The organism is Streptomyces sp. NPDC025806, from assembly GCF_055558275.1.
On the sequence record NZ_JBVHMU010000008.1, the window covers coordinates 1 to 13170 of the forward strand.

The 13170-nt window shown below is 72.0% G+C and carries 11 protein-coding genes; 5 read left to right on the top strand and 6 right to left on the bottom strand.

Features of this window, described 5'->3' with window-relative positions; genetic code table 11:
- Window positions 1-127: 127 nt before the first annotated feature.
- Window positions 128-1585 carry a tetratricopeptide repeat protein gene (locus ACZ4E1_RS19490; protein ID WP_467540727.1) on the bottom strand — a complete coding sequence of 486 codons (1458 nt, stop codon included), beginning with the start codon at window positions 1583-1585 and terminating at the stop codon, window positions 128-130.
- 239 nt (window positions 1586-1824) lie between these two features.
- Between ACZ4E1_RS19490 and ACZ4E1_RS19495 the strand changes: the two genes are divergently transcribed.
- Both ACZ4E1_RS19495 and ACZ4E1_RS19500 read left to right on the top strand, forming a co-directional pair.
- Entirely contained in the window at window positions 1825-2262 is a 438-nt protein-coding gene (locus ACZ4E1_RS19495; RefSeq protein WP_467540729.1) for a hypothetical protein, read from the top strand.
- Between the two features lie 208 nt (window positions 2263-2470).
- Window positions 2471-3367: a spermidine synthase gene (locus tag ACZ4E1_RS19500; RefSeq protein ID WP_467540731.1), complete on the top strand. Its 897-nt coding sequence runs from the start codon at window positions 2471-2473 to the stop codon at window positions 3365-3367.
- A gap of 6 nt (window positions 3368-3373) precedes the next feature.
- Here the strand turns inward: ACZ4E1_RS19500 and ACZ4E1_RS19505 are convergent, their stop codons facing one another.
- Window positions 3374-3901 carry a hypothetical protein gene (locus ACZ4E1_RS19505; protein WP_467541324.1) on the bottom strand — a complete coding sequence of 176 codons (528 nt, stop codon included), beginning with the start codon at window positions 3899-3901 and terminating at the stop codon, window positions 3374-3376.
- Window positions 3902-4081: 180 nt separating this feature from the next.
- On the opposite strand from ACZ4E1_RS19505, the gene ACZ4E1_RS19510 reads away from it, so the two are divergent.
- The 3 genes from ACZ4E1_RS19510 to ACZ4E1_RS19520 all read left to right on the top strand — a co-directional run bounded on the left by ACZ4E1_RS19510 (window position 4082) and on the right by ACZ4E1_RS19520 (window position 7789).
- On the top strand, window positions 4082-4786 hold the full coding sequence (locus ACZ4E1_RS19510) for a response regulator transcription factor (RefSeq protein ID WP_467540733.1): 705 nt from the start codon (window positions 4082-4084) through the stop codon (window positions 4784-4786).
- Complete coding sequence (locus tag ACZ4E1_RS19515; RefSeq protein ID WP_467540735.1) at window positions 4783-6180, top strand: sensor histidine kinase; 1398 nt, start codon at window positions 4783-4785, stop codon at window positions 6178-6180. The genes ACZ4E1_RS19510 and ACZ4E1_RS19515 overlap by 4 nt, the downstream gene beginning before the upstream one ends.
- Window positions 6181-6301: 121 nt before the next feature.
- The gene (locus ACZ4E1_RS19520; protein WP_467540737.1) at window positions 6302-7789 is read left to right on the top strand and encodes a glycoside hydrolase family 18 protein; all 1488 of its coding nucleotides are present in this window, start codon (window positions 6302-6304) and stop codon (window positions 7787-7789) included.
- Window positions 7790-7924: 135 nt separating this feature from the next.
- Here the strand turns inward: ACZ4E1_RS19520 and ACZ4E1_RS19525 are convergent, their stop codons facing one another.
- The 4 genes from ACZ4E1_RS19525 to ACZ4E1_RS19540 form a co-directional block, all read right to left on the bottom strand.
- Window positions 7925-9385, bottom strand: coding sequence for a GH1 family beta-glucosidase (locus ACZ4E1_RS19525; RefSeq protein WP_467540739.1), 1461 nt, complete (start codon window positions 9383-9385; stop codon window positions 7925-7927).
- Between the two features lie 255 nt (window positions 9386-9640).
- Complete coding sequence (locus ACZ4E1_RS19530) at window positions 9641-10567, bottom strand: carbohydrate ABC transporter permease (protein WP_467540741.1); 927 nt, start codon at window positions 10565-10567, stop codon at window positions 9641-9643.
- Window positions 10564-11604 (bottom strand): carbohydrate ABC transporter permease, encoded by a 1041-nt coding sequence (locus ACZ4E1_RS19535; protein WP_467540743.1) that lies wholly within the window; start codon window positions 11602-11604, stop codon window positions 10564-10566. The genes ACZ4E1_RS19530 and ACZ4E1_RS19535 overlap by 4 nt, the downstream gene beginning before the upstream one ends.
- The gene (locus tag ACZ4E1_RS19540) at window positions 11601-12932 is read right to left on the bottom strand and encodes an ABC transporter substrate-binding protein (protein WP_467540745.1); all 1332 of its coding nucleotides are present in this window, start codon (window positions 12930-12932) and stop codon (window positions 11601-11603) included. Before ACZ4E1_RS19540 ends, ACZ4E1_RS19535 begins: the two co-directional genes overlap by 4 nt.
- Window positions 12933-13170: the final 238 nt, after the last annotated feature.

Here is a 13170-nt window from a genome sequence, read left to right on the forward strand (position 1 = left end):
CGCAGTTCCCCGCGCCCCTGAAATGCAGACCCTTCGGGTCGCATTTCCCCGATGAGGCGCAGCCTCATCAGGGGCGCGGGGAACTGCGCGACCAGCCCCCACCGGGCCGCACCCGGCGACGAGACGGTCAGACCCGGGTCGTGGTCCGGGCCTCCAGGAACGCCGCCACCCCAGAGTCCCGCTGATGCGGCAGCAGCACGCGCGCCGTCGTCGCCAGCATCGCCTCGATCCGCGAGGACCGGACGTCACGGAGCAGGGCCAGCGCCCGCGCCCCCGCGGCCGCCGCCTCGTCCGGCCGCCCCGAGCGCGCGAGGTCGTCCGCCATCTCCGCCGTGTACAGCGCGATGTTCCGCGTGAAGTGAGGATCCTGCAGCGCGACCGAACGCCGCGCGTGCCGAGCCGCCCGCACCCAGTCGCCCAGCGCCGACCAGCACTGCGACTCGAGCCCCTCCAGCTCCGCCTCGCCGTAGAACGACATCCACTCCGGATCGGCCTCCGTCGTGCCCCGCGCGAACAACGCCTGCGCCCGCGCCAGTGACCGTTCGCAGGCCCGCCGGTCACCGAGCCCCGCCCAGCCCCCGGCCTCCCGCAGCGCGAGCAGCGAGAGCAGTCGCGGCGAGCCCAGATGCGCCGCGATCCGGGCCGCCGCCTGCGCCGCCCGCACGGCCTCGCGCGGGCGCCCCGCGTCCCGTGCCAGGAACGCGGTGTTGCAGAACGCGTGCGCCTCCAGCGCCTCGTCCCCCGCCATCCGCGCGGTGGCCAGCGCCTCCGCGTAGTGCGAGCGGGCGTCGTCGAAGCGGCCCGAGTCGTGGGCCAACCAGCCGACGGAGATCGCCAGTTCACCGGCGCCCGTCTGGAGCCGCCGGATGTCCTCCGGCGGCGCGGCGCCCGCGTCCAGGAGCTCGAACGCGGTGCGCAGGGGCGCCGCCGCCCGCTCGTACAGCCCGTCGGCGCCGTGCCGGTCGTCCAGCAGCCGGATCCGGCGGATCGCTTCTTCCACGGCGCCGACACCCGCCTTGGCGGGGTGCCGCTCCAGTGGGGTGTCTGGCGCCGTGTCCTGCGCCGCGGCGCCGAGCGGGACGCCGAAGGGTGTCAGGGCGGCCACCGCGACGGTGGCCGTCGAGCCGGTCATGCCGGTCATGAATGCGCGACGCCGCACGTCGCTCTCCTCGTGGTGCGTGTACGCGTGGTGCGTGTACTCGTGTGGTGGGTCTGTTTCTTCGCGTGGTGGGTGGACGTGTTCTTCGTGGGGTGCGGGGATCCGGGGTTCGGCCGCGGGCGGGCGCACCGCCCGGCCGCGGACCGCCGAACGCGGGGCGAACCCCAGGTCCACCAGCGAACGGCCCGGGAACATGTGCAGGAACACCCGCTCGTACGCGTAGTTGGGGCAGCGGATCTCGCCGGCCTCCACGCGTCCGATGTAGCGCGCGTCGCAGCTGACCCGCTCGCCGATCTCGCGCGCCGCGCGGCGCACCGCGGCCGCGAACTCGCCCGGAGAGCGCTGACCGCGCAGTTCCCGGAAGGCGAGGTTCGGCCGCGGGGTCTGCGGCGCCGGGGCGTTCGAGAGATACGGCGACGAGCTCATGAGAGGGTCCTCCCGTGCGAACCGTGCCGGGCGCCGCGGGAGTTGCCTCCCTCGTCCCGGCGAGGCTCGAAGGTACCGTCCGTCACGACGGCGACACGCAGTGTTTGGCTACAAACCGGATATCTCACCCGAGATCTGCCATGAACTGCCATCCTTTGCGGCGGCATGGCGCCGTAGCCGTTGACGCCGCCGGGCGTTGAACCATGCGGCGAAATCCCCACGAACCAGGAGGGGCCGAGGTGTTGGACGCGGCACAGCCCACGACGTCGACGGCACGGCACAGGCCGGTCGAGGAGCGCAGCGAGCGACCGCCCGGGGGCTGCGACCTGGTCACGGTCCCGGCCCGGCAAGGTCTGGAGGCCGTCGACATCCTGCGCCGCGGTTGCGCGGAGACCGTCGGCCCCGTGCTGCACGACGGGGGCTGCGACACGCTCGGCTTCCTCGTCCCGCTCGGTACCGCGGACGGCTGGGACGTGCCCGGCAGCGCCTGTACGCAGACGGCGGGGCGCGGCATGGTCCTCGTACCGCCCGCCGATGCCGACGGGGGCGGCGACGGTACGGACTGGCTTCTCCCGCCGGAGAACGAGGCCTCCGAGCTGACGACCGACCCGGCGGTGCTGCGGGCGGCCCTCGACGAGGCGGCTCGGCTCATCGAGGCGGCCGACAACTGCCGCTGAGCCCCTGCCGGGGGGAACGGGGGAACGGGGGAACGGGGGCTTGGCTGCTGCGTCGCCGCCGTAGGGGTCGAGCGGCGTCGCCGGGTGCTGCGCCGTCGTGGCTGGTCGCGCCCCGCGACGGAGTCGCTGATCGCCTATAGCCCCGCGCCCCCGCCAAGCTGCATCCGCCCGGCGAGCCGGGCTGTCGTGACCGGCGGATAATGGGCGAATGGCGAGGGCGCGCGGGAAGCAGCAGGGGAGCAGGAGTGGTGGCGGTGGGGGAGGGCGTGGGGCCCGGGAGTCCGTGGTCGAGAGTGTCGACGGGGGGCTCGCCGAGCTGATACCCGACCGGGACCGGCCGGCCGGCTGGACGCTGCTCCTGGACGGCGCCCCGCAGTCGCACGTGGACCTGGACGACCCCGCTCACCTCTCCTTCGAGTACCAGCGCCGCATCGGCCACGTCATCGACCTGGCCGCCGACCCGGGCCGCCCGGTCCAGGCCGTGCACCTGGGCGGCGGCGCCTTCACGCTGGCCCGCTACGTCGCCGCGACCCGGCCCCGCTCCACCCAGCAGGTCGTCGAGCGCGACGGCCCCCTCGTCCAACTGGTGCGTACGGCCCTCCCGTTGGACCCCGGCGCCCGGATCCGGGTCCGTACCGCCGACGCCCGCGAGGCTCTCGCGAAGCTGCCCGACGACTGGGCCGACGTACTGGTCGCCGACGTGTTCAGCGGGGCCCGCACCCCCGCCCACCTCACGAGTACGGAGTTCCTGACCGAGGTGCGGCGTGTGCTGCGGCCCTCCGGGACCTACGTCGCCAACCTCGCCGACGGCCCGCCGCTGGCCCATCTGCGCGGGCAGATCGCCACCGCCGCGGCCGTCTTCCCCGAGCTGGCCCTGGTCGCCGACCCGACGGTGCTGCGGGGCAAGCGGTTCGGGAACGCGGTCCTCGTCGCGTCCGCGCTGCCGCTGCCGGTCGCCGAGCTGACCCGGCGGGCGGCGGGCGACCCGCATCCGGGGCGGGTCGAGCACGGGCGGGGGCTGCTCGATTTCGCGGGCGGCGCGCCCGCGGTGACGGACGCCTCGGCGAAGGCGTCCCCGGCGCCACCGGCTTCCGTGTTCCGGTAGGGCGGCTCAGTAGGTCGCGATCTCGACCGACGGCGCGTGGTCGTGCCACGTACAGAACACCGACACCCGGTCCGCGCCGGACGTGAACTCGACCCGGATCCACGTGGTCTGCTTCCACACCTGCACCGACCACCCCGCCCCCGGCGTCGCCGACACCAGCGTCGCCGACCGCTCGCCGAGGTCGAACACGGCCCGGCCGCCGGTCGTCTCGTAACTCTTCACGTTGCCGGAGTTCCCCGAGGGGACCGACCGGCTGGGCTTCGGCGACGCCGTGGACGGCTTCGGCGTCGGGCGGCCGGACCTCTCCGAAGCGGAGGACGAAGAGGCGGAACGGGACGGCGACGGGCCCGGGCGATGCGTCGAGGAGGACACCGGAGGGGCCGACTCCGAGGCGACGGCGCCGACGACCGGGAGCGCGCGCGGCGGGTCGTACACCGTGCCCGCCATCACCGTGTGCACACCCCACCAGGACAGCGTCACCGCGGCGCCCGTCGCGAGCAGCCAGGCCGCCGAGTGCACCAGCCCGCGTCGCACGGCGCGCTGCTCCCCGGGCGGGTCCTGGGCGTGCGCCGGGGCGGGCGGCGGAGGCGGGTTCGTCGGCATCGCGGGCCATACTGCACCACACCCGCCACCCCTGTCCCGCGCCCCCGGAGCCCGTACCCGGGGACGACCGGCATCGCCCGTACGGAGTACGGATGGCGTACGGTGCCGCCCATGGCAAGTGTGCTCGTGGTCGAGGACGACCAGTTCGTGCGCTCGGCCCTCATCCGGCATCTGACCGACGCCGCCCACACGGTGCGCAGTGTCGGCACGGCCCTGGAGGCGCTGCGCGAGGTCGCCCATCACCGCTTCGACGTCGTGATCCTCGACCTCGGCCTGCCCGATCTGGACGGCGCCGAGGCGCTCAAGATGCTGCGCGGCATCACCGACGTACCGGTCATCATCGCCACCGCCCGCGACGACGAGTCCGAGATCGTCCGGCTGCTCAACGACGGCGCGGACGACTACCTGACCAAGCCGTTCTCGCCCGAGCACCTGTCCGCGCGCATGGCCGCCGTGCTGCGCCGCGCCCGGGGCAGCGCCCACGCCGAGCCGCCCTCACGGGTCATCCGGGTCGGCGGCCTGTCCGTCGACCCGCTGCGCCGCCAGGCCGAGCTGGACGGCACCCGCCTCGACCTCACCCGCCGCGAGTTCGATCTCCTCGCCTTCCTCGCGGGCCGGCCCGGCGTCGTCGTCGCCCGCAAGGAACTGCTCGCCGAGGTGTGGCAGCAGTCCTACGGGGACGACCAGACCATCGACGTCCATCTGTCGTGGCTGCGCCGCAAGCTGGGCGAGACGGCGGCCCGGCCGCGCTATCTGCACACGCTGCGCGGCGTCGGCGTGAAGCTCGAACCCCCGGCGGCGGAGCCCGCCCCGTGAGGTGGGCGCTGGTCCGGGTGTGCCTGGCCGTGACGACGATGGTCGTCGTCGCGTTCGCCGTGCCGCTCGGGCTCGTCATCAAGGAGATGGCGCGCGACCGTGCGTTCTCGAACGCGGAGCGCACCGCCGCCACCATGGGCACCACCCTCTCCATCACCTCCGACCGCGACCAGCTGGTCCGAGCCCTCGCCACCGCGCAGACCGGCGGCGGTGACCGCATGTCCGTGTACGTCCCGGCCGGTGGCGGCAACCCGGAGATCCGGCTCGGCCGGCTGCGCGTGGACCCGGACCGGCTCGCCGACATCCGGCAGGCCCGGACGATCGGCGTGCCCGGCGGCTCGGTCTGGGTCCAGCCGATCGCCGTGAGCACCGGCAAGATCGCCGTCGTCGAGGTCTACGTGCCCCAGGGCGAGGTCACCAACGGCGTGACGACCGCCTGGGTCGTCCTCGCGGGCGTCGGCATCGCCCTGATCGTCGGGTCCGTGGCCGTCGCCGACCGGCTCGGGGTGCGCATGGTGCGGCCCGCGCAGCGGCTCGTCGGCGCCGCGCACGACCTCGGCGAGGGGCGGCTCGGGGCGCGGGTGCCGGAGGACGGGCCGACCGAACTGCGGCTCGCCGCCGTCGCGTTCAACTCCATGGCCGACCAGGTCGTCCAGCTCCTCGCCAACGAGCGCGAGCTGGCCGCCGACCTGTCCCACCGGTTGCGCACCCCGCTCACCGTGCTCCGGCTCAACGCCGCCTCGCTCGGCGACGGGCCCGCCGCCGAACAGACCCGGGTCGCCGTCGCGCAGCTGGAGCGCGAGGTCGACACCATCATCCGCACGGCCCGCGACGCCAAGCCGCAGACCGCCGCGGCCGGGCCCGGCGCCGGCTGCGACGCCGCCGAGGTGATCCGGGAGCGCATGGACTTCTGGTCGGCGCTGGCCGAGGACGAGGGCCGCAAGGTGCGCGTCGCGGGCGTCGAGCGGCCCGTACGGATCCCCGTCGCGCGCGGCGAGCTGGCCGCGGCGATGGACGCGCTGCTCGGCAACGTCTTCCGGCACACCCCGGAGGGCACCGCGTTCGCCGTCGACGTGCACAGCGGCGAGGACGCCGTGATCGTGCTCGTGTCGGACGCGGGGCCCGGCATCCCCGACCCGGAGGCCGCCATGGCGCGCGGCGCGGGCTCGGGCAGCGACGGGTCGACCGGACTGGGTTTGGACATCGTGCGCCGGCTCGCCGAGTCGACCGGCGGCGACGTGCGCATCGGCGCGTCCGTGCTCGGCGGCACCGAGGTGCGGATCTGGGTGCAGACCGGTCAGCGGCGCGGCGTCCCGCGTCCCCGGCGCGGACATCGGGGCCGGGAACGTAAAGGATTGGTCTCTACCTTTAACCGGTCCCGATCCCTCCCTTAAGCCAAGTTTAAGATCCTCAACGCCGTTCCCTGTTGCCCGAATTGAGCGATTCCGGATCGCTAGCGTGCTGCCGCGTCACCACAACCCCCCTCCCCTTTCGCACAGGTAAGGCAGGCACGCCATGAGCAGCACGCACCGGCGCAGGATCAGCGGCAGGAACAAGGCGATAGGCGGCGTCGTCGCCGCGGCCGTCGTGGGCGGCGGCGCGTTCCTCTTCGCCTCCAGCGCGTCGGCGGCCTCCGTGGGCGCCGCCTTCACCAAGACCAGTAGCTGGGAGGGTGGTTACACCGGGCAGTACGTCATCACCAACAGCACGGACCAGGCGCAGTCCGACTGGACGCTGGAGTTCGACCTGCCCTCCGGCACCAAGCTCGGCTCGCTGTGGAACGCCGAGTCCACGGTCTCCGGACAGCACGTCACCGTGAAGCCCGCCGCCTGGGACAAGGGCGGACTCGCGGCCGGCAAGTCCGTCACCGTCGGCTTCGTCGTCTCCGGCTCCGGCGCCCCCGCCTCCTGTCTGATCAACGACGCCACGTGCTCCGTGGACGGCGGCGCGACCCCCGAGCCCTCCGGCCGCCCCACCGGCTCCGCCACCCCGAGCAGTCCGGCCCCGAGCGCCTCCACGTCCTCGCCCGCCTCGCCCTCCGCGTCCACGTCCACGCCGCCGAGCCCGTCCCCGTCCACCTCCGCGCCCGACTCCGGTTCCGGCTCGGCCGGGAGCGCCGGCTTCGCCCCGTACGTGGACACCTCGCTGTACCCCAAGTTCGACCTGGTGGCCTCGTCCAAGGCGACCGGCGTCAAGGAGTACAACCTCGCCTTCATCACCTCCGGCGGCTCCTGCACCCCCAAGTGGGGCGGCGTCACCGACCTCGGCAGCGACGAGGTCGCCGCCCAGATCGGCTCCCTGCGCGCGGCGGGCGGCGACGTCCGTGTCTCCTTCGGCGGCGCCTCCGGCACCGAACTGGCCCTCGCCTGCTCCTCGTCCGGCGACCTGGTCGCCGCGTACCAGAAGGTCATCGACCAGTTCAAGCTCACCAAGGTCGACTTCGACGTCGAGGGCGGCGCGCTGCCCGACACCGCCGCCAACACCAAGCGGGCCCAGGCCATCGCGACGCTCCAGAAGAACAACCCGGAGCTGAACGTCTCCTTCACGCTCCCCGTCATGCCCGAGGGCCTCACCTCGGACGGCGTGAACTTCCTGAAGAACGCCAAGTCCAACGGCGTGCGCACCGACCTCGTCAACATCATGGCGATGGACTACGGGGCCTCGTACAGCGGTGACATGGGCACCTACGCCGAGCAGGCGGCCACCGCCACGCAGGCGCAGATCAAGACGGCGCTCGGGCTGTCCGACGCGGCCGCCTGGAAGGCCGTCGCCGTCACCCCGATGATCGGCGTCAACGACGTGAACACCGAGATCTTCAAGGTCGAGGACGCCGGCCAGCTCGTCTCCTTCGCCAAGTCCAAGGGGCTGGGCGGCCTGTCGATGTGGTCGGCGACCCGCGACAAGCAGTGCGCGGGCGGCGCCAAGAACTCCGCGGACCCGACGTGCAGCTCGATCGAGCAGGGCGCGAACGCCTTCCAGAAGGCGTTCGCCGCCTTCAACTGACGACCGGGCCGCCTCGACTGCCCTGTCTGTCCCACTGAGCCATCGCCCTACGGGGGAACGAGCCCCGGCCGGAGAAACCCCCACGCCCCGGCCGGGGCTCACCCCTGTCCTGCTCCTGTGTCCGCCTCCCGGGGATCAGGCGTCGAGCGCGGGCAGGACGCCGCCGCGGGCGACCCGGGCGTACCAGTCCGCACTCGACTTGGGGATGCGGGCCTGGGTCGCGTAGTCGACGTAGACCGCGCCGAAGCGCTTGCTGTACCCGTACGCCCACTCGAAGTTGTCGAGCAGCGACCAGAGGAAGTAGCCGCGGACGTCGGCGCCCCGGCGGACGGCCTCGTGGACGGCGGAGAGGTGGGCGTGGAGGTAGCGGATGCGGGCCGGGTCGTGGACGCGGCCGTCGGCGTCGACGGTGTCCTCGTAGGCCGCTCCGTTTTCTGTCACGTAGAGCGGAACCCCGGGGGCCTGAGCGGTGTAATCAAGGAGAAGGTCCGTGAGGCCGGTCGGATCCACCGACCAGTTCATCGCGGTCAGTTCACCGGGCGCCCGATGGAAGACGACGTCGTCGGCGCCCGGCCAGGAGGAGTGGTCACTGGCGCCATGACCGTCGAGCCTGGCGCCGTCGCCGTCCCGGTCACCGCGGGGGCCGGAGACGACGGCCGGTGTGTAGTAGTTGATGCCGATGAAGTCGAGGGGGTGATGGATGGAGGCGAGATCCGCGTCCTGCACGAAGGACCAGTCCGTCACGCGCGCGGTGTCGGAGATCAGGTCCTGCGGGTAGGCGCCCTCGATGAGCGGCCCGGTGAAGACGCGATTCGCGAGCGCGTCGATCCGGCGCCGGGCGTCGAGGTCGGCGGGGGAGTCGGTGAGGGGCCGGACCACGCTCGGGTTGAGGCTGATCCCGATGCCCGCGCGGGCCGGTAGGACCGAGCGCAGCGCCGAGGTGGCGAGGCCGTGCCCGAGGTTGAGGTGGTGGGCGGCGCGCAGTGCGGCGGCGGGATCGGTACGGCCCGGGGCGTGCACACCCGAGCCGTAGCCCAGGAACGCGCTGCACCAGGGCTCGTTGAGCGTCACCCAGCGCTCGACGCGGTCCCCTAGCGCCTCCCCGACCAGCCCGGCGTACTCCGCGAACCGGTACGCGGTGTCACGTTCGGGCCAGCCGCCGGCGTTCTCCAGCTCCTGGGGCAGGTCCCAGTGGTACAGGGTCGCCATGGGCGTGATCCCGTGCGCGAGGAGCTCGTCGACGAGGGCCCGGTAGAAGTCGAGCCCGCGCTGCACGGCGGGCCCGCGCCCGGTGGGCTGCACGCGCGGCCACGCCACCGAGAAGCGGTACGCGGTCAGGCCGAGGTCGGCCATGAGCCGTACGTCGTCCCGCCACCGGTGGTAGTGGTCCACGGCGACGTCCCCCGTGTCCCCGCCCAGCACCTTCCCCGGCGTGTGGCTGAACGTGTCCCAGATCGAGGCCGTCCGCCCGTCCTCCCGGACGGCCCCCTCGATCTGGTACGCGGCGGTGGCGGTCCCCCAGAGAAACGATTCGGGGAAAGGGGTGTGGGGGGCGGGAGTCGTGCTGGGCCGAGTGTTGTGATCAGTGGTCGTCATAGGGGAGCGCTCCCATAGGGGTTGAGGGTGTTCTGGGGGTTGGGGGCGGGTGTCGTCGTAGTAAGGGGGTGGTGGGTCGCCGGGTGCGGATGCGTCGTGGCTGGTCGCGCAGTTCCCCGCGCCCGATGAGATCGCGCACGCAGTGCGCATCTCAGGGGCGCGGGGAACTGCGCGAAGCCCCACCGGCCCGCAGCCGGGCAGCCGGCCGCAACCACCCACGGCGGAACCGGATCCCGCACCGAGCGGAGCTCAAGGTCAGCCCTTGATCGCGCCCTGCATGATCCCGCCCACGATCTGCTTGCCGAACAACAGGAACGCCAGCAGCAGCGGCAGCGTCCCGAGCAGCGCCCCGGCCATGATCACCGAGTCGTCCGGGATGTAGCCCGTACCCAGCTGGTTCAGCGCGACCTGCACCGTCGGGTTCTCGGAGTTGAGCGCGATGATCGGCCAGAGGAAGTCGTTCCAGGCCATGACGAACGTGAGCAGCCCGAGCACGGCCATGGCCGGCCGCGCCGCGGGAAACACGACATGCCAGACGACCCGGAGACTGCTCGCGCCGTCGACCCGGGCGGCCTCGATGAGTTCGGTGGGGAGCGCCTGCACGAGGTACTGCCGCATGAAGAACGTGCCGAAAGCGCTGACGAGGGTGGGGAGGATGACGGTCTGGAGGTGGTTGGCCCAGCCGAGGTCCGTCATCCACAGATACAGGGGCACGACGGCGAGCTGCGGCGGCACCATCATCGTGCCGATGGTGAGCAGCAGCAGCGTGGTCGAGAACCGGAAGCGGAGCTTGGCGAACGCGAAACCGGCGAGCGTGGAGAAGAGCACCGTGCCGACGGTGATCATCGACGAGACGAAGATCGAGTTGAGCATCGCGGTGCCCAGGCCGGCCTGGTCCCAGGCGGTTTCCAGGTTCTTGAAGAGGTTCCCGCCGAACCAGAAGGGCGGCGGGGTCTGCGCGAGCCGGGTGTTGGTGCGGGACGCGGCGATCGCCGTCCACAGCAACGGCGCGAGGGAGACCAGGGCGAAGAGCACGAGGACGGTGTAGGTGAGCGGGCCGGCGTGGAGCTGCTTGCCCGCGCCCATGACCCGTCGGCGCGGGGCCCGCGCGGCCGGGCCCGGAGTGCCGGAATGCTCCTTCTCGGCCCCGGCCCGAGGGGGCGTCACGTCACTGATGGTCATCGGGAGGACCTCTTGAGGCGTCGGGAGATCAGCAGGTTGAGGGCGGCGACGACCAGGAGGATCAGGAACATCGACCAGGCGATGGCGGAGGCCTTGCCCAGGTTCCCGACCATCCAGCCCTGGTCGTACATGTAGAGGCCGAGCGTCTGGTACTGGTGCTCGGAGCCGCCCTTGGTGCCGCTGACCCCGCCGAAGAGCAGGGGTTCGGCGAAGAGCTGGGTGGCGCCGATCGTGGAGACGACGACCGTGAAGAGGATGGTCGGGCGCAGCATCGGGATGGTGACGTGGCGGAACTGCTGCCACCGCCCGGCGCCGTCGAGCGCCGCCGACTCGTACAGGTCCTTGGGGATGGCCTGCATCGCGGCGAGGTAGATCAGCGCGTTGTAGCCGGTCCACCGCCAGACCACGATGGAGGAGACGGCCGCCTGTGAACCCCAGCCGGACTCGCGCCAGTTGACCGGGGCGAGGCCGACGAGGTCCAGGGCCCAGTTGATCATTCCGCTCTCCGGTGCGAAGAGCAGGACGAAGACGAGCGTCGCCGCCGCGGCCGAGGTCGCGTAGGGGGTGAGCATGACGACGCGCCAGACGGTGGAGCCGCGCAGCCGGTAGTTGAGCATGTGCGCGAGCCAGAGCGCGGCGGCCAGCTGCGGCACGGTCGACAGGAGGCCGATGGTGAAGGTGTTCTTCAGGGCGTTCCAGAAGAACTCCGAGGAGAACAGGTTCCGGTAGTTGTCCAGGCCGGCCCAGGTCTGCTGGTCCAGGGCGGACAGCTGCACATGGTGCAGCGAGTACCAGGCGGTGTAGAGGAGCGGCACCAGCGAGAAGGCGCCGAAGACGATGAAGAAGGGGGCGATGAACGCGTACGGCGACGCCTTCATGTCCCAGCGGTACAGCCGGCGGCGCCACGCGGAGGTGCCGCCGTTCTTCGGGGATGCCGTACCGCGACCGTGAGCGTCCCGCGCCGCGCCCGGCTGGTCACCGGGCGCGGCGTCGGCGCTCGACGCGGACCGCGCGAGAGCCTGGTCGGAGCCGTTCACTGGCCGAGCACGTCCTTGACCTCCTTGGTGGCGGCCTCCCAGCCCTGCGCGGGCGACTTGCCCTTCTGCTCCACCTGGAGGATGCCGGTGTCGGTGATCGCGGTGTTGATCGGCTGGTCCTTCACGCCGAAGATCTGGACCGGGATGGTCTTCGCCGAGTCGGAGAAGGTCTGGGTCAGCGGGGCGTCGGAGAAGAACTTCGTGGTCGCGGCCTGCGGTTCGAGGGAGCTGTAGGCGCTCGGCGTGGACGGGAAGCTGGCCTGCTTGCCGAAGACCTTGGCCTGCTGCTCGGGCGCGGTCAGCCACTTGGCCAGGGCGATGGCCTCCTTCTGGTGCTTGCTCGCCTTCGGCACGCCGATGAAGGAGCCGCCCCAGTTGGCCGCGGTCGGCGCGGGCGCCACGTCCCACTTGCCCTCGGCGCTCTTGCCGGACTTCTCCTGGATGTAGCCGAGCATCCAGGCGGGGCAGGCGACGGTGGCGAACTTGGCGTTGGCGAAGCCCTGGTCCCACGGCTTGTCGAACTGCTTCAGCTTGGCCGACATGTCGCTCGTGGCGACCTCCATGGCCGCGTTCCAGGACGACTTCACGCCACTGGACCTGTCCCAGATGACCTTGCCGTCCTTGTCGTAGTAGCGCTCCTTCTCGCCGCCCAGCGCCGCGTTGTACACGGAGGACGCCGAGTCGACGAACTTCGTGCCGTCGGGGGCCTTCTTCATGTACTGCTTGCCGACGTCGACGTACTTGTTCCAGTCGCCCTTCCACATCGCGCCGAGCTTCGTGCGGTCGGTCTCCAGACCGGCCTTCTCGAAGAGGTCCTTGCGGTAGCAGATCGCCATCGGGCCGATGTCGGTGCCGAGCCCGATGAGCTTGCCGTCCTTGGTGGTGGCCTGCGCGTTCTTCCAGTCCAGCCACTGCGAGGCGTCGACTTCCTTGCCGAGGTCGACGAACCGGTCGCCCTGGGTCTGGACGGCCTCGGTGATGTTGCCGATCTCGATCGCCTGGATGTCGTCGGTGCCGGATCCGGCCTGGAGCCGGGTCAGGGTCTTGGGCCAGTAGACGTCGGTGCGGGTGGTGACGTTCTCCTTGATGGTGATGTCCGGGTGCAGCTTCATGTACTCGTCGTAGAGACCGGCCTGCTTGTAGCCGAAGACGCCGAAGGTGCCGATGGTGACGGTCGTCCCGCCCTTGCCGCCGGCGCCTCCGCCCGAACCCCCGCCGGAGCCGCCGTCGTCCGCGTCGGTCGCGCATCCGGCCAGCAGCCCTGTGGCCAGGGCGGCGACGACCGCGAGGGTCGTCGCGCGTCGGGACGTACGGGCAGTCGTGCGCATTGCGTCCTCCAAGATGCTCAGGTTCACGTGCTCAAAAGCTCTGACGTGCCGATCCCGGCCGGTTGCCCCTCAGCATGCGGTGCCGGTGCTCTCGCGACGTGGCACCCGGGCGGAGAAATGTGCGGCTCTTGTACGCGACCGGTGGTGTGGGAGCGCTCCCACAAGTGATGTGTTGAAGGTTCGCGCTCCGGCCACGGAGTGTCAAGAGACTGTGCAGCACGACGTTCGCCCGGTTATC

What these genes read in the sequence shown, in the direction of transcription:
- ACZ4E1_RS19490 (WP_467540727.1), bottom strand. Translation starts at nt 1,585, where the DNA reads ATGAGCTCGTCGCCGTATCTCTCGAACGCCCCGGCGCCGCAGACCCCG.
- ACZ4E1_RS19500 (WP_467540731.1), top strand. Translation starts at nt 2,471, where the DNA reads ATGGCGAGGGCGCGCGGGAAGCAGCAGGGGAGCAGGAGTGGTGGCGGT.
- ACZ4E1_RS19510 (WP_467540733.1), top strand. Translation starts at nt 4,082, where the DNA reads ATGGCAAGTGTGCTCGTGGTCGAGGACGACCAGTTCGTGCGCTCGGCC.
- ACZ4E1_RS19520 (WP_467540737.1), top strand. Translation starts at nt 6,302, where the DNA reads ATGAGCAGCACGCACCGGCGCAGGATCAGCGGCAGGAACAAGGCGATA.
- ACZ4E1_RS19525 (WP_467540739.1), bottom strand. Translation starts at nt 9,385, where the DNA reads ATGACGACCACTGATCACAACACTCGGCCCAGCACGACTCCCGCCCCC.
- ACZ4E1_RS19530 (WP_467540741.1), bottom strand. Translation starts at nt 10,567, where the DNA reads ATGACCATCAGTGACGTGACGCCCCCTCGGGCCGGGGCCGAGAAGGAG.
- ACZ4E1_RS19540 (WP_467540745.1), bottom strand. Translation starts at nt 12,932, where the DNA reads ATGCGCACGACTGCCCGTACGTCCCGACGCGCGACGACCCTCGCGGTC.